Source organism: Nonomuraea sp. NPDC049607, assembly GCF_040675375.1.
GTDB lineage: Bacteria > Actinomycetota > Actinomycetes > Streptosporangiales > Streptosporangiaceae > Nonomuraea.
In genome coordinates this window covers 1-21,357 of record NZ_JBFAOV010000073.1, presented here as the reverse complement: position 1 = coordinate 21,357, position 21,357 = coordinate 1, and the positions used below count along the sequence as shown (strand labels likewise).

Sequence of the window (21,357 nt, the reverse complement as noted above, 5' to 3'; positions counted from 1 at the left end):
TATCTGGCACAACGATCACACCGGCCAGCCGGTCAAGAGGTCACTCACTCGCTACGACCACTGATCACCCGGACCCCTTGGACTCAACCATCTAGTCTGGACACGTCGAGACCGCCTGTCTGCCTGGAGCGCGCGTAGATGAACTGGCTCTTTGTCGCCGGGATCCTCCTCTTCCTGGTGGGGTTGATGGTCTCCGTCGGCCTGCACGAGGTGGGCCATCTCGTGCCGGCCAAGATCTTCGGCGTGCGCGTGACCCAGTACATGGTCGGCTTCGGCTCGACCGCCTGGTCCATCCGCAGGGGCGAGACCGAGTACGGCATCAAGTGGATCCCGCTCGGCGGCTACATCCGCATGATCGGCATGCTGCCGCCGCGTCCGGGCGACGTCCCCGGCAGGTTGCGCAGCGCGCCGACCGGGCCGTGGCAGGGCCTGATCGAGACCGCCCGCGACGCCGCGATGGAGGAGGTGCGGCCCGGCGACGAGGACCGCGTCTTCTACCGCAAGAAGTGGTGGCAGAAGGTCATCATCATGTCGGGCGGCCCGGCGATGAACTTCGTGCTCGCCTTCATCTTCTTCAGCATCCTGCTGGTCGGCATCGGCCTGCCCAAGCTGGCCCCGATCGTGTCGGCCGACACCAACACGTGCGTGATCCCCACCACCGAGGTGCGCAAGACGTGCACGCCCGCCGACGAGCGCACCCCGGCCGCGAAGGCGGGTGTCAAGGTCGGCGACCGCATGGTCTCCCTCGACGGCCAGAAGATCGCGAGCTGGCAGGACGCCACCCGCCTCATCCGCGGCCACGGCGCCGGCCCGGTCAAGCTCGGCATCGTCCGCGACGGCAGGCCGATGACGCTCGACGTCACCCTCATCGCCCGCGACCTGCCCAGCACGGCCGACGAAGGCAAGATCGACAAGGGTGTCGGGTTCCTCGGCGTCGTGCCCTCCCAGGTCTACGAGAAGCAGAGCATGGGGTACGTCCTGGGCTACATGGGCGACCTGACCGGCCGCGTCGTGGGCTCGATGGTCAACCTGCCGGAGAAGATGGTCGGCGTCTGGAACGCCGCCTTCTCCGGCGAGAAGCGCGACCCCGAGGGCCCGGTGGGCGTCGTGGGCGCGGGCCGGCTCGGCGGCGAGATCCTGGCCTCCGACACCTCCGTCACGAACAAGCTGTTCACCTTCGTCAGCCTGCTGGCCGGGTTCAACCTGGCGATCGGCCTGTTCAACCTGATCCCGCTGCTGCCCCTCGACGGCGGTCACATCGCGGGCGGCCTGTGGGAGGGGATCAAGCGCGGCTACGCCAGGGTCATGCGCCGTCCCGAGCCGCGCCACGTCGACATCGCCAAGGTGCTGCCGCTCACGTACGCGATGGCGTTCGTGCTGATCATCATGGCCGGTCTGCTGGTCTACGCCGACCTGGTCAACCCGCTCACGCTCGGCTGACCCGGCGGCCGGGCCCGTCGCCGGTGAACGTCACCGCCTCGGGCACGGCCGCGAACACGGTACGCAACTCGGCGAGCAGGCCGTCCAGCGTGGGCTCGGGCGAGCCGGTGGTCCAGCCGCGCAGGGCGGCGTGGAAGGCCGCCACCAGCAGGTCGAGCGCCAGCCTGGGCCGCTGGTCGCGGTCGCCGAGGCCGAGCCGCGTACGCAGGGTCGTCTCGAAGGCCGCGCTGGTGCGGTCGCAGAACTGCAGCCCGTGCGCGGCGATGGACGGCGTACGCTGCGACAGCTCCTGACTGAGCCGCACGCGGGCCACCCATTCCGGCCCCTCCGCCGACATCCGGCGCACCGCCGCGAGCATCGCCTCCTGCAACACCTCCAGCACGGGACGGCCGCCGAGCGGCGCGTGCTCGACGTCGCCGAGCAGCGCGGTCCACAGGGCCTCCAGCGGGGCCGAGGCGACCTCCTCCTTGCTGGCGAAGTTCCGGAAGAACGTGCGCTTGGAGATCTCGACCTCCGCGCACAGCTCGTCGAGGGTCACCTGGTCGAAGCCGCGCTCGGTGAACAGCGCGAGCGCGGTGTCCACCAGGGCGGCCCTGGTCTTGAGCTTCTTGCGCTCCCGGAGCGGCAGCAGATCGGCGGTCATCGTCCCCTAGTGTAGCCGGAGCGCATATGCCCCCTATAGGCTTATGCCACTCAGTGGCACTTTGGAGGGCATCATCATGCGCGCTTTGATCGTCGACCGTTCCGTTCCCGGGGGCCTGCGGGTGGGGGAGGCCCCCGAGCCGGTGCCCGCGCCCGGCCAGGCGCTGGTCCGGGTCACCGCCACGTCGCTCAACTACGGCGAGGTCAGGCACGGCCTCCAGGAGGCGCCCGAGGGCACGGTGCTGGGCTGGGACGCCGCCGGGGTCGTCGTCCAGGCCGCGGCCGACGGCTCGGGGCCCGCCGCGGGCACGCCCGTGGTCACGGTGGGCGAGAGTGGCGGCTGGGCCGAGCTGCGGGCCGTGTCGACCGACTGGATCGGGGTGGCGCCGCAGGACGCGGACCCCGGCGCGATCAGCACGATCCCGGTCGCCGGCGCCACCGCGCTGCGCGCGCTCGACCGTCTCGGGCCGATCCTGGGCCGGCGCGTCCTGGTCACCGGCGCGACGGGCGGCGTCGGCCGGTACGCCGTGCAGCTCGCCCGGCTCGGCGGCGCGTACGTGATCGCCGCCACCGGCGACCCGGCCCGGCACGGCGACGCCCTGCGCGCGCTCGGTGCGGACGAGGTCGTCGCGAGCCCCGCGGAGAGCGGCGGACGGCTCGACGGCGTCCTGGACCTGCTCGGCGGCGCCCCGCTGGTCGAGGCGTTCGACCAGCTCGCCGAGGGCGGCACGCTGGTCGCCGTCGGCCACTCCACCGGCGAGGGGGAGAGCTTCCCGTTCGGAGCCCTGTTCGGCGGAGCCGACCGCCACGACCGTTCGCTCGTGACGTTCCACCTGCTCTACTGCCAGGGCCTGCGCCGCGACCTGACCTGGCTGGCCGGACAGGTCGCGGGCGGCACGCTGAGCCCTGAGATCACCTGGCGCGGCGGCTGGGACGATGCCACCGAGGCCGTGACCGCCCTCCTCGAACGCCGCGTGCACGGCAAGGCGGTGCTCGACCTGGCGTGAGAGAGCAGGGTCAGTCCCTGCCCCCGGGACCGCGCCGATCGCCGTACGCGGCCAGCGGCGCGGTCGCGAGAAGGCGGTCGCGGAAGGGGTGGGCGTCGAGGGCCTGGAGGGCGGAGGCGAGGACGTCGGCCAGCGGGACGGGGAGCTCGGCGTCCAGGGCGGCGATGGCGAGGGCGGTGGCCTGCCATTCGGCCTCGATGAGAGGGAGCGCGTCGCGGCATCGTCCGGTGAGGTGCACGATGCGCTGGCGGGCGTCGTTGGGGCCGGGGCGGAGGTCGAGGTAGCCGGCGCGGCGCATCTGGGTGACGGTCTGGCTGGCGGCGGAGTGGGTGACGCCGATGGCGGCGGCCAGGTCGCGGATGGTCATGGGGCCGGTCTCGACCAGGGCGCGGACGACGGGGGAGTAACGGGGGCGGTAGTCGGGGAGCCCGAGGTCGGCGTACAGCCGGGCGATCGCGCCGTCGGTGCGCTCGTGGAAGGTGCGCATCAGGGTGCCGAGACTCTGGGGCATGTAGATATATTAGCGCTTATGTATTCCTCGATTGAGCCCTACGAGCAGGGCATGTTGGACGTGGGTGACGGCAACCTCGTCTACTGGGAGGTCAGCGGGAATCCGCATGGCAAGCCGGCGGTGATCGTGCACGGCGGGCCGGGCGGGGGCGCGTCCCCGGGGTGGCGGCGGTACCACGATCCCGAGGCGTACCGGATCGTCGTCTTTCATCAGCGTGGCTGCGGGAAGAGCACGCCTGATGCCGGGGAGCCGGAAACCGATCTGTCGGTCAACACCACGGCGCATCTCGTCGCCGACATGGAGCGGCTGCGGGAGCATCTCGGCATCGAGCGGTGGCAGCTCGTGGGGGCGTCCTGGGGGTCGACGCTGTCGCTGGCCTACGCCGAGCGGTATCCGGAGCGGGTGAGCGAGGTGATCCTGTTCGCGGTCACCGCCGGGCGGCCCTGGGAGATCGAGTGGATCACCCGGGACGTCGGGCGGATCTTCCCCCGGGAGTGGGAGCGGTTCCGCGACTTCCTGCCGGAGGAGGACCGGGGCGGGAACCTGGCGGCGGGCTACGCGAAGGCGCTGGCCGACCCCGAGCGGCGGGAGCGGGCGGCGATCGAGTGGTGTGCGTGGGAGGACACGCATGTGAGCCTCGACCCGGAGTTCCAGCCGAGCCGGAGATATCAGGACCCGGTGTTCCGGATGACGTTCGCCCGGCTGGTGACGCACTACTGGGGGAACGGGTGTTTTCTCGGGGAGAGCGATCTCGTTCGCGGGGTTACGCGGCTGGCGGGGGTGCCCGGGGTGCTCATCCACGGGAAGTACGACGTCAGCGGGCCCTTGGTGACGGCCTGGGAGCTGCACAAGGCGTGGCCCGGGAGCGAGCTGCACGTGGTGGGGGAGGGACACGGCGGGCTGGAGATGATCGACCTGCTGACCGCCGCGACGGACAAGTTCCGGGGCTGAACCACCGACAGCCCGGGCCGGCAAGGCTGTCAGGTGGTCACGCGAACAGGACGTCGGCTAGTTCATCGAGATGTGCACGTGGTCGTAGTGGTTCTCGGTGATGCTGCCGCGGTCGGACATCGCGCGCCAGCCCGAGCCCTGGTTGATGCGCTGCTTCCAGATCACGTACTTGACGCCGAGCTTGGCCTTGTTCTGCAGCGCCCAGGCGGCCAGGCGGTCGCCCAGGGCGTTGTTGACGGCGCTCGGCATGGTGCCGCCCGTGCTCATCATGAAGTCGCAGGCCCGGCCGAGCGGGTGCTCGCCGCTGGAGCCGGACCGGAAGCAGCCCACCTCGTACGGCAGCGAGAAGCTCTTCTGCACCTGCGCGCGCATCAGCCGGGTGCGCGGCGTGATGTTGTCCGAGCCGGACGGCAGCTCGGGCGCCCAGCTGCCGTCGGACTTCTTGCCCGGCCCGAACGGCACGAGGTCCTGGAGCTTCTTCTTGATGTCGTCGATGACGTCCTGGGCGTCGTCGCGCTGCTCGGCCACCTCCGCCGTGCCCGCCTTGAGCTCGGCCGCGAGCGCGGTGGCGGCAGCGGCGGCCTTCTTCTGGTCGTCGCGGGCCTTGGCCACGCTGTTGACGACGGCCTGCTGCTCGGCGGTGAGCTGTTCGAGCATGGCCACGTTGTTGCCGTCCGGGGTCAGCATGAAGCCGGGCAGGGAGGCGTCGCGGTTCTGGTAGCGCATCCGGGCGATCTCGGCGACCCGCTGCTCGGCCGTGGCCACCGCCTGCTCGGCGGCGGTGAGCCGCTGCTGTGCCGCCGTGGCGGCCTGCTGGGCCTTGGCCAGCTCGACCCGCTTGAGGTTGTACGTCTCGATGAGCTTGTCCACCTTGCTGTTGAGCTGCTTGAGCTGGGCCCGCAGCTCGGCCTCGGACGGCTTGGGCGCGGCCGAGGCGGCGGCCGGATGGATGAGCAGCGCGGTGGCGGTGATGAGGCCGATGGCAAGACTCGCGGGGGTCGAAGCCGCCACGTGGGTGTTCCTCTCCCTCTGCCGGCCGGGTTAGCTGACGGGTTCGGGCACGGGAGCAGTCCCTACCACTTGCGCGGATTCACCCCGGATGCGATGGGTCCCCGGCTCCCGGGCAACACGCCCGGGATTAGGCGTACAACGACCGTTTTGGCCGATGTCTAACGGGATATTAGTGGTAGATCACGAGTCATGCGACTTTAAGGAGAAATCAATTAGTGATCGATTCGTGATCGCAGCATGCGTGCCGCCTCCTCCGGCAGCACGTCGTTGACGAAGGCGCCCATGGCCGACTCCGAGCCCGCCAGGTACTTCAGCTTGCCGGGCGCCCGCCTGATGCTGAACAGCTCCAGGTGCAGGTAGGCCAGCTCGCGGCCGTACCGCACCGGCGCCTGGTGCCAGGCCGAGATGTACGGCATCGCCACCCCGAACAGCGCGTCCAGCGCCCGCAGCACCGAGGTGTACAGCGGCGCGAACGCGGCCCGCTCCTCCTCCGACAGCGCCGCCAGGTCGGGCACCTGCCGGTGCGGATACACGTGCACCTCGAACGGCCAGCGCGCGGCGGCCGGGACGAACGCCGTCCACAGCTTGTTGGAGGCGACCACCCGCGTGCCGGCGGCCCGTTCGGCGGCCAGCACGTCGGCGAACAGGTTGCCGCCCGTGTACCGCGAGGCCGCCCCGAGCTGGAGCTTGGTGCGCGGGGTCACGTAGGGGTAGGCGTAGATCTGCCCGTGCGGATGCGGGAGCGTGATGCCGATCTCCTCGCCCCTGTTCTCGAAGCAGAACACCTGCTCGACGCCCTCCATGCCGGACAGCTCGGCCGTGCGGTCGGCCCACGCCTCCATGACCAGCCTGACCTGGGCGTTGGAGAGCTTGGAGAAGGAGGAGGTGTGGTCGGAGGTGAAGCACACCACCTCACACCGCCCGACCCCCGGACGCACCTCACTCAACCCGCCGACATCCCCATAAGTCCCAAAATTTCCGGAGAAAGAGGGGAAGCGGTTCTCGAACACCACCACGTCATAGTCATGGGCCGGGATCTCCGACGCCCGCGTCCCGGACGACGGGCACAACGGGCACTCGTCGGCCGGCGGCAGGAACGTGCGCGTCTGCCGGTGACCGGCGATCGCGATCCACTCCTCGGTCAGCGGGTCGTAGCGCAGCTCGGAGGCCACCGGCCGCGGGTCGAGCGGACGCCGGTCGATCGCGCTCCGGTCGGCGTCGTCGCGCCGGTCGAAGTAGATCAGCTCTCGGCCGTCTGCCAGGTGGGTGATGGTGCGCTTCAAGGCGTGCCCTCCGCGATGATCAGTTCTCCGGCCCGTTCGGCCAGCTCGGTGCGTGCTTCCTCGGGCAGCCCCGCGTCGCTGATGACCACGTCGGCCTCGGTCAGCTCGGCGATCGTGCTGATGCCGACCGTGTTCCACTTGGTGTGGTCGGCGGGGACCACCAGCCGGTGCGCCGCGGCCACCAGCTCCCTGTCGGTCTCGGACTCCAGGAGGTTGGGCGTGGTGAACCCGGCGCGCAGGCTCATGCCGTGCACCCCGAGGAAGAGCGTGTCCACGTGCAGCCGGCGGATCGCCGCCACCGCCACGGGGCCGACGAGCGCGTCGGAGGGTGTGCGCACGCCGCCGGTCAGCACGACCGTGCGGTCGGCGCGCGGGTTGCGGTGGAAGACCTCGGCGACGGGGATCGAGTTGGTGATCACGGTCAGCTCGGGCACGGCGACCAGATGGTGGGCCAGCGCCCACGTGGTGGTGCCGGCGGAGAGCGCGACGGCGGTGCCCGGCCGGACGAGGGTGGCCGCGTGCCGCGCGATGGCCTCCTTCTCCTGCTGCTGGCGGGCGGACTTGGCGGTGAAGCCGGGCTCCTCGGTCGAACCGGGGCCGAGGGCCGTCGCGCCGCCGTGGACCTTCTCCAGCAGCCCGCGCTCGGCCAGCACCTCAAGGTCACGGCGTATCGTCATGTCCGAGACGCCGAGCTCGCGCACGAGGTCGGCCACCCGGACGCCGCCGCTGCTGCGTACGCGTTCCAGGATCGTCTGCTGACGCTGCTGTGCGAGCACGCCCACCCCTTCCAACAGATTCCACCAAATTATGACACGAGTTTGTTGAGGAATGTTAGGTCGCGGCGTATCGCTTGTGCGACTGACGGGCAGGGGAGACCTTGAAGGTCACGATCCCGACCGCCGGAGGTGAGCCCATGGCGAAACGCGCACGCAAGGGCAGGGGGCGCAAGAAGAAGAAGGCGAACCACAGGAAGCGCCCGAACGCGAACTGACCACGGGTGGCCGCGGGATCCCGCGGCCACCCGTGCTTCTCTCAGCCGGGCAGTTCGGTGAGCGCCCGGTCGAGCCGTTCCTGCGGGAGGGTGTGATCCTCCAGTTCGCCGGCCAGGTGGCGGTCGTAGGCGGCCAGGTCGAAGTGGCCGTGCCCGCACAGCGCGGTGAGGATCACCTTCTCCTCGCCGCTCTCCTTGCAGCGCAGCGCCTCGGCGATGGTCTCGGCCAGCGCGTGCGTGGGCTCGGGAGCCGGGACGATGCCCTCCGTCCGCGCGAAGCGCACGCCCGCCTCGAAGCACTCGCTCTGGGTACGGGTCACCGCCTCGAACAACCCCAGCTCGTACATGTGGGACAGCAGCGGCGCCATGCCGTGATAGCGCAGCCCGCCGGCGTGGATCGGGTCGGGGACGAAGGAGTGCCCGAGGGTGTGCATCTTGAGCAGCGGCGTCAGCCCGGCGGTGTCGCCGAAGTCGTAGGCGTAGACGCCTCGGGTGAACGACGGGCAGGCGGCCGGCTCGACGGCCCGGAACTCGGTGGCGATCCGTCCGGCCAGCTTCTCCCTGAGGAAGGGGAAGGCGAGGCCGGCGAAGTTGGAGCCGCCGCCGGTGCAGCCGATGACCAGGTCGGGCAGCTCGGGCAGTTGCGCCAGGGCCTCCTCGCCGATCACCGTCTGGTGCATGAGGACGTGGCTGAGCACCGAGCCGAGCGCGTACCGGGCCTCGGGGTTCGCGGCGGCCACCTCGACCGCCTCGCTGATCGCCAGCCCCAGGCTGCCGGGCGAGTCGGGGTCGTCGGCCAGCGCCTTGCTGCCCGCGCCGGTGACGGGGGAGGGGCTGGGGTGGACGGTGGCGCCGTACACGCGCATGAGCGAGCTGCGGTACGGCTTCTGGTCGTAGGAGGCGCGAACCATCCAGATCCGGCACTCGATGTCGAACTGGGCGCAGGCGAACGCCAGGGCCGACCCCCACTGTCCCGCGCCGGTCTCCGTGGTCAGCAGCCGCACGCCTTCCTTGGCGTTGTAGTACGCCTGCGGCACGGCGGTGTTCGCCTTGTGCGACCCGGCCGGTGAGACGCCTTCGTACTTGTAGTAGATGCGGGCCGGCGTGTCGAGGGCCTTCTCCAGCCGGTGCGCCCTGATCAGCGGCGTCGGCCGCCACAGTCGGTAGACGTCGTAGACCTCCTTCGGGATGGGGACGTAGCGCTCGCCGCTGACCTCCTGCGCGATGAGCTCCATGGGGAACAACGGCGCGAGGTCGTCCGGCCCGACGGGACGGCGGGTGCCGGGGTGCAGCGGCGGCGGAGGCGGCACGGGAAGATCGGGAACGATGTTGTACCAGTTGCCAGGGATCACCGTTTCAGTTTGAGCCGCCCTTCCGAGCCGTCAAGGGTATGGACGCGGACACGTTCCTTCTTTACCTTGGTTGAAACAGTTCACAGGAGGAGCGAATGAAAATCGAAGCGGTCATCTTCGACATCGGCGGCGTCCTGGAGCTCACGCCGTCCCTGGGGGTGACGGCCACATGGGAGGAGCGGCTCGGTCTGCCCGCCGGTCACCTCGACGCGCACCTGGAGCCGACCTGGCTGGCCGGGGCCGTGGGAGAGGTGACGGAGGAGCAGGCCCACGCCGAGGTGGCGAAGCTGCTCGGCGCGGACGCCGAGGCGTTCATGGCCGACGTCTGGACCGAGTACCTCGGCAGCCCCAACACCGGGCTGATGGCGTACCTGGGCGCCCTGCGTCCCCGCTTCCGTACGGGCCTGGTGAGCAACAGCTACGTCGGAGCCAGGGAACGCGAGCAGGCCGCGTACGGCTACGCCGACCTGGTGGACCACATCGTCTACTCGCACGAGGCGGGCGTGCGCAAACCGGACCCGCGCATCTACCTGCTGGCCTGCGACGCCCTCGGCGCCGATCCCGCCGCCACGGTGTTCCTGGACGACCACGAGCCGTACGTCGAGGGCGCCCGCGCGGCCGGCCTGCACGCCGTGCGCTTCACCTCCAACGCCCAGGCCGTCGCCGAGCTGGACGCCCTGTTGGGGCTCAGCCGTCCGTCAGCACCGCCGGACGGTCCGGATGGTCGGCCCTGACGACCACGTCGGCGGCCCGCTGCGGGCGCGCCTCGCGCTCGTACCGCTCGTAGGCCGGCAGGCGCCACCGTTCGTCCTCGGGGGTGCGCCGCGCCAGCGCACCCGCCGACAGCCACACGTGCACGCTCAGCTCGAACGGCAGCCCCCGTCCCAGCAGGAGCGTCCCGTCCACGAGCACCACCCCGCCCGGCGCCAGCTCCCGGTACGGCAGCCGGTACGCCCGATCGATCCCGCTGTCCCACAACGCCGGCAGCACCCGCCCCGAGCCGCCCGGTTCCAGCGGTTCGAGCACCTCGCGCAGCAACCCCTTGACGTCGAGCCAGTCCTCGTAGAAGACGTCGGGATCGGTCCGGCCGTGCTCCAGCCGCAGCGAGGCCGGCCTCAGGAAGTCGCCGGCCGACACCCGCAGCACGGGCCGCCCCCGCAGCCGCAGGGGCGCGACCAGCTCGTCGGCCAGCGCGCCGGGCCCCGCCACGGGCGCCCCGTCGACGGCCACCCGCACCCATGAGTCCCTGGGCCACCCGGCGACACGCTCGGCCAGCTCCTCGACGAGCGCCTCCCGTGAGATCGGTCGTGCACGCATCACCACCACCCTACGCCCCGAAGATCACGAAAACCCCAGGCCCCCGAACCACGCACGAGAGCTGCTCCGCCGTACGTCGGGTCCGTCATGACGCACACCGTCGATCACCGCGACGCCCCCGTGGTCGGCCGCTTCTTGCAGTCCTGGTGCGTGACGAGAGTGGGAACGCGGCTACGGCCATGAAGATCATGGGCTCTGCCTCGGCCGCTGACTACCCGGAGACAGGACCGCCTTCGCGATCACCCCGGGGCCGAGCGCCCCCGCCGGAGGCGTTCCCACAGAACAGCCTGCACAGCAGGATGCTCATCACGACGAACAAGGCGACTCCGCCGAGCAGAATCGCGATGACGAAGAGCGTGAACGGATGGAAGAACACTGGGCCTCCTGTCGTCGTGCCGATCATAGGAGCCCTGAGGTTCCATCGGCCTTGAGGGTGGAGGCCGTCGCCGCATGGAGGTACTTCGCGCCCTCTCGTAGAGCGTGCGATCAGTGTCGGTGTCCCCTGTAGGGCAGATGGCCGGACGGCATGAGGCTGGCGCGGCCACAAAGAGACAAGATCGGATAACAGTAAGGCCCAGGCTCGGGATCATCTCCCGGACCTGGGCCTTCGTGTCTGGAGCGGACGACGGGAATCGAACCCGCGTAGCTAGTTTGGAAGACTAGGGCTCTACCATTGAGCTACGTCCGCGCGAACCGGTCGAACTCTGGTCTAGACTTCATCCGGTCGTCAGGGCGTAAGCGTACCGGAGTCACGGACCGCATGCGCACCCGACGAGGCGGGGCGTGGCGCAGCTTGGCAGCGCGCTTGCTTTGGGAGCAAGAAGTCGCAGGTTCAAATCCTGTCGCCCCGACCAGCTCAGCAGGCCCCCTCCCATCCGGAGGGGGCCTCTTGCTTTTCCGCGCCCCAAAAACAACGTCGAAGCAGGACGAACTGCCCACTAAGGTCATGGCGTGACAGACAATCGCGTGCCGCCGCCCTATGCCGGCGACGAACGGACCATGCTCAACAACTGGCTCGAATGGCATCGCGGCACTCTGGCCGTCAAATGCGACGGCCTGACCGACGACCAGCTCAGGCTCCGCTCGGCCGGGCCCTCCACCATGTCACTGCTGGGCCTGGTCCGGCACATGGCGCACGTGGAGCGCGTCTGGTTCCGCCGCGTGCTGGACGGCGAGGACATCCCCCGCCTCTGGAACAAGGAAGTCGACGCCGACGCGGACTTCAACGACGTGGACGAGGCCTCGGTCGAGGAGGCGTTCACCACGTGGCAGGACGAGATGGAGCGCGCACGTGCCATCTCGGCCACCAAGTCCCTGGACGCCACGGGCGACAGGAACGGCCAGGACTGCACCCACCGCTGGATCCTCGTCCACATGATCGAGGAGTACGCGCGCCACAACGGCCACGCCGACCTGCTGCGCGAGCGCATCGACGGCGTCACCGGCGAGTAGGGACGAGCGGGTCAGCCCTCTTCGGCGCGGAACAACGCCCACACGGCCTTGCCGCCGCGGTCGAGCGGGTCCCAGCCCCAGCACTGGCTGTAGGTCTCGACGATGTAGAGTCCGCGCCCGTTCTCGGAGATGAAGTCCGGCTCCTTGCGGCGCGGCACCTCGTCGCTCGGGTCCGCCACCGCCAGCAGCACGTGCGGCGACACGCGCATCAGCAGGAGCTCGATCTCCCGCCGACCGGCCGCGTACATGGCGTACCTGACGGCGTTCGTCACCAGCTCCGACACCACGAGCGCGGCGTCGTCGCTCAGCTCGTGCAGGCCCCATCCCCGCAGCGTGGAGCGGGTCACGTCCCTGGCGGTCTTCACCGAGTCGGCCTGGAAGGGCAGGGGACACGCGGTCGTGTTCGGCTTCCCGCCCTTGAGCAGGTGGTCGAACCCCACCTCGCGGGTGATCTGCAGGCAATCGGCAGTGGCCAGAGGATCCTCCACCATGCCGCCGATACCTCCCCGTAGCCCTCGGTTTAGTGCATGTTTGGCCCACAATGCACTAAGCCATCATGGGTCACGAACGCGGCGGCTGCAAGACCCAAATGCACGTGCAGCTGCAATGTGCAGCAGCATGTGCCTTTTGGGGCAAAACTCTCCTAATCGGACACGGGGTTGAGACCTTGTCATACCCGGCAATGTGGTGTCACTGTGTGTGCGGACCTTGAGTAGGAGGCAAAGTGACGCAGAACCAGCCGGGTTCGGGGCCGACGGCGCTGCGCATCCTCCTGGGCTCCCAGCTGCGAAAGCTCAGGGAGGCGAAGAACGTCAGCCGCGAGGAGGCGGGTCACCTCATCAGGGGGTCCGAATCCAAGATCAGCCGCATGGAGCTGGGCCGGGTGGGGTTCAAGGAACGTGACGTCTCCGACCTGCTCACCCTGTACGGGGTCGTCGATCCGCAGGCGCGCGCCGCCGTCCTCGACCTGGTGGCCACGGCCAACGAACCCGGCTGGTGGCACCGGTTCAACGACGTCCTGCCCACGTGGTTCCAGGCGTACGTCGGCCTTGAGGAGGCCGCCGCCCGGATCAGGACCTACGAGGTCCAGTTCGTGCCGGGACTGCTGCAGACCAAGGAGTACGCCCGGGCCGTCGTGACCGCGGGAGCGGCGGGCATCGCGACGGAGGAGATCGCCAGGAGGGTCGACCTCAGGCTCGAACGCCAGCGCATCCTCGACCGCCCGGACGGCCCGATCTTCTGGGCCGTGATCGACGAGGCGGCGCTGCGCCGGCCCATCGGCGGCGTCGAGGTCATGCGCGCCCAGCTCGAACACCTCATCGACCTCATGCGGCAGCCCAGCATCACCATCCAGATCATGCCGTTCAGCTTCGGCGGCCACAGCGCCGAGGGCGGGGCCTTCAGCGTCCTGCGCTTCCCCGACCGCGACCTGCCCGACGTGGTCTACGTCGAGCAACTGGCCAGCGCCCTGTACCTGGACAAGCGTGAGGACGTGGACCGCTACACAGAGGTCATGGAGCGGCTGTGCGCCGTGAGCACCACCCCAGATGAGACGATCGATCTCCTGCGGACGATCGCCGAGGAGTTCTGACGGCGACGGCGTCGTTGTTCGGTACGCATCTGCCCTAGACTGGCCATCGGCGTTGGATCCCGCCGTGGCGGAGCATGCCCAACGCCGCTCATGTGGGCGCGGCGCGTGAGCCGTACCGAATGGACGCGCCCGCGATCACTCGTAGCTTGATCAAGGAGACCATTCCGTGAAGACCGCTGTCGAGGAGCTCAGCCCGACCCGGGTCAAGCTCACCGTCGAGGTGCCGTTCGACGAGCTGCGCCCGAGCATGGATGCGGCGTACAAGAAGGTCGCGCAGCAGGTGCGCGTCCCCGGGTTCCGGCCTGGCAAGGTTCCGGCCCGCATCATCGAGCAGCGCTTCGGCCGGGCGGTAGTGCTGGAGGAGACCCTCAACGACGCGGTGCCCAAGCTCTACGGCCAGGCCGTCGACGAGGTCGACGTGTTCCCGGTGAGCCAGCCCGACATCGAGGTCACGAAGATCGACGACGGTGAGCAGATCGAGTTCACCGCCGAGGTCGACATCCGGCCCAACTTCGAGGTGCCCGACTACCAGGGCGCCGAGGTCACCGTCGACTCCGCCGAGGTCTCCGACGAGGACGTCGACGGCCAGCTCGACTCGCTGCGCCAGCGCTTCGCGACGCTGACCGGCGTCGAGCGCGCGGCCGCCAACGGCGACTTCGTGGTGATGGACCTGCGCGCCGAGATCAACGGCGAGAACATCGAGGAGCAGCAGGCCAGCGAGGTCTCCTACGAGGTCGGCGCCGGCTCCGTGCTGCAGGGCCTCGACGACGCCCTCGTCGGCATGTCCGCGGGCGACGAGAAGAGCTTCAAGACCGAGCTCGTCGGCGGCGAGAACGCCGGCGAGGAGGCCGACGTGATCATCAACGTCAAGTCGGTCAAGGAGAAGGTCCTTCCCGAGCTCGACGACGAGTTCGCCCAGCTCGCCAGCGAGTTCGACACGCTCGACGAGCTCAAGGCCAGCATCCGCGAGCAGTCCCGCCGCAACAAGCTCATCGACCAGGTCGTCCAGGCCCGCGAGAAGGCCCTCGACGCGCTGCTCGAGAAGATCGACATCCCGCTGCCCGAGAGCGCGCTCAAGGCCGAGGTCGACGCCCGCAAGCACAACCTCGACCACCAGATCGCCGAGAGCGGCCTGAGCCGCGACGCCTTCTTCCGTCTGTACCAGACGACGGAGGAGGAGCGCTTCACCGAGTTCGACACCAACTCCGCCAAGGCGCTCAAGGTCGGCTTCGTGCTCGACAAGATCGTCAAGGCCGAGGAGCTGGGCGTCAACGAGCAGGAGCTGACCAACTTCGTGGTGCGCCGCGCCATGGAGATGGGCGTCCAGCCCAACGAGCTGGCCAAGCACCTCGCCGACAACGACCAGCTCACGCTGGCCATGGTCGAGATCGTCCGCGACAAGGCCAAGTCCGTGCTCGGCGACGCCGCCAAGGTCGTCGACAGCGAGGGCAACGAGGTCGACCTCAAGGCCATCTACGCCGAGATCAACGGCGCCCCGGTCGAGGAGGAGGCCGAGGAGGCCGACTCCGAGGACAAGGCCGAAGCCTGATCTTCCCCGAAGCCCCCGAACCACCACGGTTCGGGGGCTTCGCGCATTCCGCCCCGAACCACTCCGGTTCGGGGTTTCGCGTTTTCAGGCCAGAAGCCTTCTGGACATGGCTGTCACGCGTTCCCGCGCGCGATGGAACGCGTGAGCGCGCCCAGAGGGCTCCTGACGATCCCGCAGGAGCGAATCCGGCCCCAGGGGCGGGAGCCGCCCTCTGAGGGCTCGTCAAGGCCCTCACCGCCACCGCCCGCGCGACGGCTTCCCCGCCGCCGGACGGCATTCACCGGGACGCAACCTCAGAAGCTCCACAAGCCCCACCAGCCAGGAATCATCCCCGCCGAAACGCCCACAGAGCCGGACCATGAGCTGGACGTGGAGGAACGGCGTAGCCTGACAGAAGACCGGTCACCCAGACCTGCGCCGTCAGCGAACAGTACGGGGGACCGGGCATGACCTGTGGGCGTCGCGCGTTAAGGTCACAAGCAAAGCCAATCACTTACGACGCATCGGAAGGTGACGCTGTGACCAGCCCGCCGACCTTCTATCAGCCTGAGTCGCGAGGCCGTGAGAACGGCTCGTCCTTCCGGCTTGAGGACCAGCTTTACCAGCGCCTGCTGCGTGAGCGCATCATCGTGCTCGGTCAGGAGGTCAACGACGAGATCGCCAACCGGATCTGCGCCGAGCTGTTGCTGCTCGCGGCCGACGACCCCGAGCGCGACATCACGCTGTACATCAACTCGCCGGGGGGCTCGGTGAGTGCCGGTATGGCGATTTACGACATGATGGAATATGTGCCTAACGACGTGTCCACGGTGGTGATGGGCATGGCCGCCTCCATGGGGCAGTTCCTGCTCACCGCCGGCGCCCGCGGCAAGCGCTACGGCCTGCCGCACGCCCGCGTCATGATGCACCAGCCGTCCGGCGGCATCGGCGGCACCGCGGCCGACATCGCCATCCAGGCGGAGCAGATGCTCTACGTGAAGAAGACGCTCGCCGAGCGGATCGCCTTCCACACCGGGCAGCCGCTGGACCAGATCGAGTCCGACTCCGACCGTGACCGCTGGTTCACGGCCGAGGAGGCGAAGGACTACGGCTTCATCGATCACGTGGTGCGCAGCGCGCGGCAGGTGCCCTCCGTGGGCCCGGTCTCCTAGGGGGAGCTGACATGAACATCCAGAGCCGTTACGTTCTCCCCTCCTTCGTCGAGCGCACGTCCTACGGCGTGAAGGAGATGAACCCGTACAACAAGCTCTTCGAGGACCGCATCATCTTCCTCGGAGTGCAGATCGACGACGCGTCGGCCAACGACGTGATGGCCCAGCTGCTGACGCTGGAGTCGCTCGACCCCGACCGTGACATCAGCATCTACATCAACTCGCCCGGCGGCTCGTTCACGGCCATGACGGCGATCTACGACACGATGCAGTTCGTCCGGCCGGAGATCCAGACCGTCTGCCTCGGCCAGGCCGCGTCCGCCGCGGCCGTGCTGCTGGCCGGCGGCACCCCGGGCAAGCGCTTCGCGCTGCCCAACGCCCGGGTGCTGATCCACCAGCCCTCCACCGAGGGCGGTGGCCAGGGAAGCGACATCGAGATCCAGGCCCGCGAGATCCTCCGCATGCGATCCCTCCTTGAGGACATCGTGGCGAAGCACACGGGCAAGGCCTCCGCCGACATCCGCAAGGACATCGAACGCGACAAAATTCTCAACGCGGACGAGGCAAAGGCGTATGGTCTGATCGACGACATCATCCCGACCAGGAAGAAACGAGCTCAGGCCGTCGCTTCCTAGTTGAGATGTGACGCACCGGAGCGCTGCCCAATAGGGCACGTTCCGGTGCGACTCGCCGCTAGGGGGCTCACTGAGGGCCCAGAAGACGGTAACGTCGAAACCTGAGCGGTTCGGCCTAGTCCGGAGGATGTCCGGAGACACTGCTCGCGTGAGCAGGGCGGTCCCACGCAAAGGAGTATCTGGGGTGGCACGCATCGGCGACGGGGGAGACCTGCTGAAGTGCTCTTTCTGCGGAAAGAGTCAGAAGCAAGTCAAAAAGCTCATTGCCGGTCCAGGCGTCTACATCTGCGATGAGTGCATCGATCTCTGCAACGAGATCATCGAGGAGGAGCTCTCCGAGTCCTCCGAGCTCAAGTGGGACAACCTGCCCAAGCCGAGGGAAATCTACGAGTTCCTCGACGCCTACGTCATCGGACAGGACAAGGCGAAGAAGGCGCTCTCGGTGGCGGTCTACAACCACTACAAGCGGGTGCAGTCCGGCGACCGGGGCAGAGACGACGGCCTTGAACTGGCCAAGAGCAACATCTTGCTGCTCGGGCCCACCGGGTCGGGAAAGACTCTCCTCGCACAGACTCTGGCGAAGATGCTCAACGTGCCCTTCGCCATCGCCGACGCCACCGCCCTCACCGAGGCGGGCTACGTCGGCGAGGATGTCGAGAACATCCTGCTCAAGCTCATCCAGGCCGCCGACTACGACGTCAAGAAGGCCGAGACGGGCATCATCTACATCGACGAGGTCGACAAGATCGCCCGTAAGAGCGAGAACCCGTCGATCACTCGTGACGTCTCCGGCGAGGGCGTGCAGCAGGCGCTGCTGAAGATCCTCGAAGGCACGACGGCCTCGGTGCCGCCGCAGGGCGGGCGTAAGCACCCGCACCAGGAGTTCATCCAGATCGACACCACCAACGTGCTGTTCATCTGCGGTGGAGCCTTCGCCGGCCTCGAAAAGATCATCGAGTCGCGCATCGGCAAGAAGGGCATCGGCTTCAACGCCATCATCCGCTCGAAGGAAGAGGTCGACACGGCCGACATCTTCGGCGACGTGATGCCCGAAGACCTGCTGAAGTTCGGCATGATCCCCGAGTTCGTCGGGCGTCTGCCGGTCATCACCTCGGTCCACAACCTCGACCGCGAGGCCCTCATCCAGATCCTCACCGAGCCCCGCAACGCGCTGGTCAAGCAGTACCGCAAGCTGCTGGAGCTCGACGGCGTGGAGCTGGAGTTCACCGACGGCGCGCTGGAGGCCATCGCCGACCAGGCCATCCTGCGCGGTACCGGCGCGCGCGGCCTGCGCGCGATCCTGGAGGAAGTGCTCCAGTCCGTCATGTACGAGGTGCCCTCCCGCCAGGACGTCGCCCGCGTGGTCATCACCCGCGAGTCGGTGCTCGAACACGCGATCCCGACGCTCGTGCCGCGCGACCAGCTCGCCGCCAAGCAGCAGCGCACGCCGCGCGAGAAGTCGGCCTGACCGTCGTCGAAAACGCCCCCGGGAATCAACCCGGGGGCGTTTCGCTTGCCCGGCTCCCTAGAATTGGTCACTGTGACCACGCAAGAGCTGCCCACCCAATACACGCCGGCCGACGTCGAGACCCGTAGCTACGAGCGCTGGGTGTCCGAAGGCTACTTCCACGCCGACCCGGGCAGCTCGCGAGTGCCGTACAGCATCGTCCTCCCGCCGCCCAACGTGACGGGCGTCCTGCACATCGGGCACGCCCTCGACCATTCCGTCCAGGACGCGCTGACCCGCCGCGCCCGCATGCAGGGCCGCGAGACGTTGTGGCTGCCCGGCATGGACCACGCCGGCATCGCCACCCAGAACGTCGTGGAGCGCGAGCTGGCCAAGCAGGGCCTGTCCCGCCACGACCTGGGCCGCGAGGCGTTCGTCGAGCGTGTCTGGGAGTGGAAGGAGGAGTCCGGCGGCCGCATCCTCGGCCAGATGCGCAAGCTCGGCGACGGCGTCGACTGGGAGCGCGAGCGCTTCACCATGGACCCGGGGCTGTCGCGGGCCGTCCAGACCATCTTCAAGAAGCTCTTCGACGACGGGCTCATCTACCGCGCCGAGCGCATCATCAACTGGTGCCCGCGCTGCCTGACCGCGTTGTCCGACATCGAGGTCGAGCACAGCGAGGACGAGGGCGAGCTGGTCTCGATCCGCTACTCCGACGAGATCGTGGTGGCCACCACCCGCGCCGAGACCATGCTCGGCGACACGGCCGTGGCCGTCCATCCCTCCGACGAGCGCTACGCCCACCTGGTCGGCACGATGGTCGAGGTGCCGCTGACCGGCCGCATGATCCCCGTGGTCGCCGACGAGCACGTCGATCCCGCCTTCGGCACCGGTGCGGTCAAGGTCACCCCGGCTCACGACCCCAACGACTTCGAGATCGGCCGACGCCACTCGCTGCCGTCCCTCACCGTCATGGACGAGCGCGGCGTCATCACCGCTCACGGCCCCTTCCAAGGGCTCGACCGCTTCGAGGCACGCCCGGCCGTGGTCGCCGCGCTGCGCGCCGATGGCCGCATCGTCGCCGAGAAGCGCCCGTACCTGCACTCGGTCGGCCACTGCTCGCGCTGCAAGACCGTGGTGGAGCCGCGGCTGTCGCTGCAGTGGTTCGTCAACGTCTCGCCGCTGGCCAAGGCGGCCGGCGACGCCGTGCGCGACGGCCGCACCCGCATCCACCCGCCGGAGCTGGCCAAGCGCTACTTCGACTGGGTCGACGACATGCACGACTGGTGCATCTCCCGCCAGCTGTGGTGGGGCCACCGCATCCCGGTCTGGTACGGCCCGGGCGGCGAAGTCGTCTGCGTCGGCCCCGACGAGGAGCCGCCGGCCGGCTACACCCAGGACTCCGACGTCCTCGACACCTGGTTCTCCTCGGGCCTGTGGCCGTTCTCGACACTCGGCTGGCCCGACTCCACCCCGGAGCTGGAGAAGTTCTATCCGACCTCCGTCCTGGTCACCGGCTACGACATCCTGTTCTTCTGGGTGGCCCGGATGATGATGTTCGGCCTCTACGCCATGGACGGCCGTCCGCCGTTCCAGACCGTGGCCCTGCACGGCATGGTCCGCGACCAATACGGCAAGAAGATGTCGAAGTCGTTCGGCAACGTGGTCGACCCGCTCGACTGGGTCGAGCGTTTCGGCGCCGACGCCACCCGCTTCACGCTGCTGCGCGGCGCCAACCCCGGCGCCGACGTGGCGGTGAGCGAGGAATGGGCGGCCGGCTCGCGCAACTTCTGCAACAAGATCTGGAACGCCACCAGGTTCGCGCTGATGAACGGCGCGACGGTGGGCTCGCTCGACGGGCTCGACCTCACCGCGGCCGACCGCTGGATCCTGTCCCGCCTGCAGACCGTGGTGAGCGCCGCGGATGCGGCCTTCGACGAGTACGAGTTCGCCAAGGCCTCCGACCTGCTCTACCACTTCGCCTGGGACGAGGTCTGCGACTGGTACCTGGAGCTGGCCAAGATCCAGCTCGGGGAGGGGCTCGAACACACCCGGCTCGTGCTCGGGCACGTGCTCGACGCGCTGCTGCGGTTGATGCATCCGCTGGTGCCGTTCGTCACCGAGGAGTTGTGGCGAGCGGTGACAGGTGGCGAGTCGATCGTCGTGGCCCCCTGGCCGCAGGCCGACCCGCGCTACGCCGATCCGGCGGCCGAGGCCGAGATCGACGCCCTCCAGGAGCTCGTCACCGAGGTCCGCAGGTTCCGTTCCGACCAGGGGCTCAAGCCCGGCCAGAAGGTGGCCGCCCGGCTGGGGCTGTCCGGCACGCCGCTGGAGGCCCAGGAGAAGGCGATCCGCGCGTTGCTGCGGCTGACCGAGCCGGCGGAGACGTTCAACGCCACGGCGCGGTTCAGCGTGGGCGCGGTGACCGTGGAGATCGACACCGCGGGCGCCATCGACGTCGTGGCCGAGCGGAAGCGTCTGGAGAAGGATCTCGCCGCCGCCCGGAAGGAAGCCGCTCAGGCGACCGGCAAGCTGGGCAACGAGCAGTTCATGTCCAAGGCGCCCGACGACGTGGTGGCCAAGGTCAGGGCCCGTGCCGAGCAGGCCGCCGCGGACATCGCGCGCCTTGAGGCGCAGCTGTCCGGGCTCGGGGTTTAGACCATACGAACGCGGGGAAGGTCCATTCGTTACCGAAGATGGACCTTCGTCGTCCTCAGGGCTGCTACAGTTTTCAACGCGGGGCCGATCGGCCCCACACCCCTTCTGATCAACCCCGACTTTCGGGCTGTCTGACCTAGCGGTTGGACAAAGGCTGGAAGTTAGAGTAAGTTAGCAGGGTTGCTCCGAAACGGGGCAGGTCCGGAAGCTCCCGGATCGGGCGGTTTGACAAGAACCGTCCGGATCTGGTAGACTGAAGGAAATGAAGTGGGAGCGCCTCTGAACGAGGATCCGGGAACGGGTTCTGGTGAGGAAGTACGCGTCCGTTTCTTGAGAACTCAACAGTGTGTTAAAAGCCAGTGCATGAAA

General features: G+C 68.8%; 19 protein-coding genes, 2 tRNA genes and 1 riboswitch. Of the genes, 12 read left to right on the top strand and 9 right to left on the bottom strand.

Annotation, left to right across the window (positions count from 1 at the left end; genetic code table 11):
* The first annotated feature begins 138 nt into the window (after positions 1-138).
* On the top strand, positions 139-1,440 hold the full coding sequence (locus AB0J97_RS50570) for a M50 family metallopeptidase (protein WP_357705244.1): 1,302 nt from the start codon (positions 139-141) through the stop codon (positions 1,438-1,440).
* Here the strand turns inward: AB0J97_RS50570 and AB0J97_RS50565 are convergent.
* Positions 1,427-2,083: a TetR family transcriptional regulator gene (locus tag AB0J97_RS50565; protein ID WP_364104323.1), complete on the bottom strand. Its 657-nt coding sequence runs from the start codon at positions 2,081-2,083 to the stop codon at positions 1,427-1,429. The genes AB0J97_RS50570 and AB0J97_RS50565 overlap by 14 nt on opposite strands.
* Positions 2,084-2,159: 76 nt before the next feature.
* Here AB0J97_RS50565 and AB0J97_RS50560 point away from each other — a divergent pair, with 76 nt between their 5' ends.
* Entirely contained in the window at positions 2,160-3,089 is a 930-nt protein-coding gene (locus tag AB0J97_RS50560) for a zinc-binding dehydrogenase (protein WP_364104320.1), read from the top strand.
* A gap of 10 nt (positions 3,090-3,099) precedes the next feature.
* Here AB0J97_RS50560 and AB0J97_RS50555 read toward each other — a convergent pair whose 3' ends face one another.
* Entirely contained in the window at positions 3,100-3,600 is a 501-nt protein-coding gene (locus tag AB0J97_RS50555; RefSeq protein ID WP_364104317.1) for a MarR family transcriptional regulator, read from the bottom strand.
* 18 nt (positions 3,601-3,618) lie between these two features.
* Here AB0J97_RS50555 and pip point away from each other — a divergent pair, with 18 nt between their 5' ends.
* Entirely contained in the window at positions 3,619-4,551 is a 933-nt protein-coding gene (pip, locus tag AB0J97_RS50550) for a prolyl aminopeptidase (RefSeq protein WP_357705252.1), read from the top strand.
* Between the two features lie 57 nt (positions 4,552-4,608).
* Here pip and AB0J97_RS50545 read toward each other — a convergent pair whose 3' ends face one another.
* The 4 genes from AB0J97_RS50545 to AB0J97_RS50530 form a co-directional block, all read right to left on the bottom strand.
* A complete protein-coding gene (locus AB0J97_RS50545) occupies positions 4,609-5,562 on the bottom strand; it encodes a hypothetical protein (protein WP_357705254.1) in 954 nt (317 codons plus the stop codon).
* 5 nt (positions 5,563-5,567) lie between these two features.
* Positions 5,568-5,706, bottom strand: a riboswitch (cyclic di-AMP (ydaO/yuaA leader).
* A 68-nt stretch (positions 5,707-5,774) separates the two neighbouring features.
* Positions 5,775-6,845 carry a galactose-1-phosphate uridylyltransferase gene (galT, locus tag AB0J97_RS50540; protein WP_364104313.1) on the bottom strand — a complete coding sequence of 357 codons (1,071 nt, stop codon included), beginning with the start codon at positions 6,843-6,845 and terminating at the stop codon, positions 5,775-5,777.
* Positions 6,842-7,621 carry a DeoR/GlpR family DNA-binding transcription regulator gene (locus AB0J97_RS50535; RefSeq protein WP_125636437.1) on the bottom strand — a complete coding sequence of 260 codons (780 nt, stop codon included), beginning with the start codon at positions 7,619-7,621 and terminating at the stop codon, positions 6,842-6,844. Before AB0J97_RS50535 ends, galT begins: the two co-directional genes overlap by 4 nt.
* A 256-nt stretch (positions 7,622-7,877) precedes the next feature.
* Entirely contained in the window at positions 7,878-9,188 is a 1,311-nt protein-coding gene (locus AB0J97_RS50530) for a TrpB-like pyridoxal phosphate-dependent enzyme (RefSeq protein ID WP_357705259.1), read from the bottom strand.
* Between the two features lie 95 nt (positions 9,189-9,283).
* Here AB0J97_RS50530 and AB0J97_RS50525 point away from each other — a divergent pair, with 95 nt between their 5' ends.
* Positions 9,284-9,922, top strand: a complete 639-nt coding sequence (locus tag AB0J97_RS50525) for an HAD family phosphatase (RefSeq protein ID WP_364104308.1) — start codon at positions 9,284-9,286, stop codon at positions 9,920-9,922.
* Here AB0J97_RS50525 and AB0J97_RS50520 read toward each other — a convergent pair.
* On the bottom strand, positions 9,876-10,505 hold the full coding sequence (locus AB0J97_RS50520) for a uridine kinase (RefSeq protein ID WP_364104305.1): 630 nt from the start codon (positions 10,503-10,505) through the stop codon (positions 9,876-9,878). The genes AB0J97_RS50525 and AB0J97_RS50520 overlap by 47 nt on opposite strands.
* A 614-nt stretch (positions 10,506-11,119) precedes the next feature.
* Positions 11,120-11,193, bottom strand: a tRNA-Gly gene (locus tag AB0J97_RS50515).
* An 89-nt stretch (positions 11,194-11,282) separates the two neighbouring features.
* On the opposite strand from AB0J97_RS50515, the gene AB0J97_RS50510 reads away from it, so the two are divergent.
* Positions 11,283-11,359: transfer RNA gene (locus AB0J97_RS50510), tRNA-Pro, on the top strand.
* Between the two features lie 97 nt (positions 11,360-11,456).
* Entirely contained in the window at positions 11,457-11,957 is a 501-nt protein-coding gene (locus AB0J97_RS50505) for a DinB family protein (protein ID WP_364104302.1), read from the top strand.
* 11 nt (positions 11,958-11,968) lie between these two features.
* Here the strand turns inward: AB0J97_RS50505 and AB0J97_RS50500 are convergent, their stop codons facing one another.
* Positions 11,969-12,448 carry an ATP-binding protein gene (locus tag AB0J97_RS50500; RefSeq protein ID WP_357705267.1) on the bottom strand — a complete coding sequence of 160 codons (480 nt, stop codon included), beginning with the start codon at positions 12,446-12,448 and terminating at the stop codon, positions 11,969-11,971.
* A 233-nt stretch (positions 12,449-12,681) separates the two neighbouring features.
* On the opposite strand from AB0J97_RS50500, the gene AB0J97_RS50495 reads away from it, so the two are divergent.
* The 6 genes from AB0J97_RS50495 to AB0J97_RS50470 all read left to right on the top strand — a co-directional run bounded on the left by AB0J97_RS50495 (position 12,682) and on the right by AB0J97_RS50470 (position 20,988).
* The gene (locus AB0J97_RS50495; RefSeq protein WP_364104298.1) at positions 12,682-13,548 is read left to right on the top strand and encodes a helix-turn-helix transcriptional regulator; all 867 of its coding nucleotides are present in this window, start codon (positions 12,682-12,684) and stop codon (positions 13,546-13,548) included.
* A 166-nt stretch (positions 13,549-13,714) separates the two neighbouring features.
* Entirely contained in the window at positions 13,715-15,097 is a 1,383-nt protein-coding gene (tig, locus tag AB0J97_RS50490; RefSeq protein ID WP_364104295.1) for a trigger factor, read from the top strand.
* Between the two features lie 518 nt (positions 15,098-15,615).
* Positions 15,616-16,248 carry an ATP-dependent Clp protease proteolytic subunit gene (locus AB0J97_RS50485; RefSeq protein WP_352323605.1) on the top strand — a complete coding sequence of 211 codons (633 nt, stop codon included), beginning with the start codon at positions 15,616-15,618 and terminating at the stop codon, positions 16,246-16,248.
* 11 nt (positions 16,249-16,259) lie between these two features.
* The gene (locus AB0J97_RS50480) at positions 16,260-16,883 is read left to right on the top strand and encodes an ATP-dependent Clp protease proteolytic subunit (RefSeq protein ID WP_352323604.1); all 624 of its coding nucleotides are present in this window, start codon (positions 16,260-16,262) and stop codon (positions 16,881-16,883) included.
* A gap of 184 nt (positions 16,884-17,067) precedes the next feature.
* Entirely contained in the window at positions 17,068-18,351 is a 1,284-nt protein-coding gene (gene clpX / locus AB0J97_RS50475) for an ATP-dependent Clp protease ATP-binding subunit ClpX (RefSeq protein WP_185067261.1), read from the top strand.
* Positions 18,352-18,423: 72 nt separating this feature from the next.
* Complete coding sequence (locus AB0J97_RS50470; protein WP_364104290.1) at positions 18,424-20,988, top strand: valine--tRNA ligase; 2,565 nt, start codon at positions 18,424-18,426, stop codon at positions 20,986-20,988.
* The last annotated feature ends 369 nt before the right edge of the window (positions 20,989-21,357 follow it).

What these genes read in the sequence shown, in the direction of transcription:
- AB0J97_RS50565 (WP_364104323.1), bottom strand. Translation starts at nt 2,083, where the DNA reads ATGACCGCCGATCTGCTGCCGCTCCGGGAGCGCAAGAAGCTCAAGACC.
- AB0J97_RS50570 (WP_357705244.1), top strand. Translation starts at nt 139, where the DNA reads ATGAACTGGCTCTTTGTCGCCGGGATCCTCCTCTTCCTGGTGGGGTTG.
- pip (WP_357705252.1), top strand. Translation starts at nt 3,619, where the DNA reads ATGTATTCCTCGATTGAGCCCTACGAGCAGGGCATGTTGGACGTGGGT.
- AB0J97_RS50555 (WP_364104317.1), bottom strand. Translation starts at nt 3,600, where the DNA reads ATGCCCCAGAGTCTCGGCACCCTGATGCGCACCTTCCACGAGCGCACC.
- AB0J97_RS50500 (WP_357705267.1), bottom strand. Translation starts at nt 12,448, where the DNA reads ATGGTGGAGGATCCTCTGGCCACTGCCGATTGCCTGCAGATCACCCGC.
- AB0J97_RS50520 (WP_364104305.1), bottom strand. Translation starts at nt 10,505, where the DNA reads ATGCGTGCACGACCGATCTCACGGGAGGCGCTCGTCGAGGAGCTGGCC.
- AB0J97_RS50480 (WP_352323604.1), top strand. Translation starts at nt 16,260, where the DNA reads ATGAACATCCAGAGCCGTTACGTTCTCCCCTCCTTCGTCGAGCGCACG.
- AB0J97_RS50560 (WP_364104320.1), top strand. Translation starts at nt 2,160, where the DNA reads ATGCGCGCTTTGATCGTCGACCGTTCCGTTCCCGGGGGCCTGCGGGTG.
- AB0J97_RS50525 (WP_364104308.1), top strand. Translation starts at nt 9,284, where the DNA reads ATGAAAATCGAAGCGGTCATCTTCGACATCGGCGGCGTCCTGGAGCTC.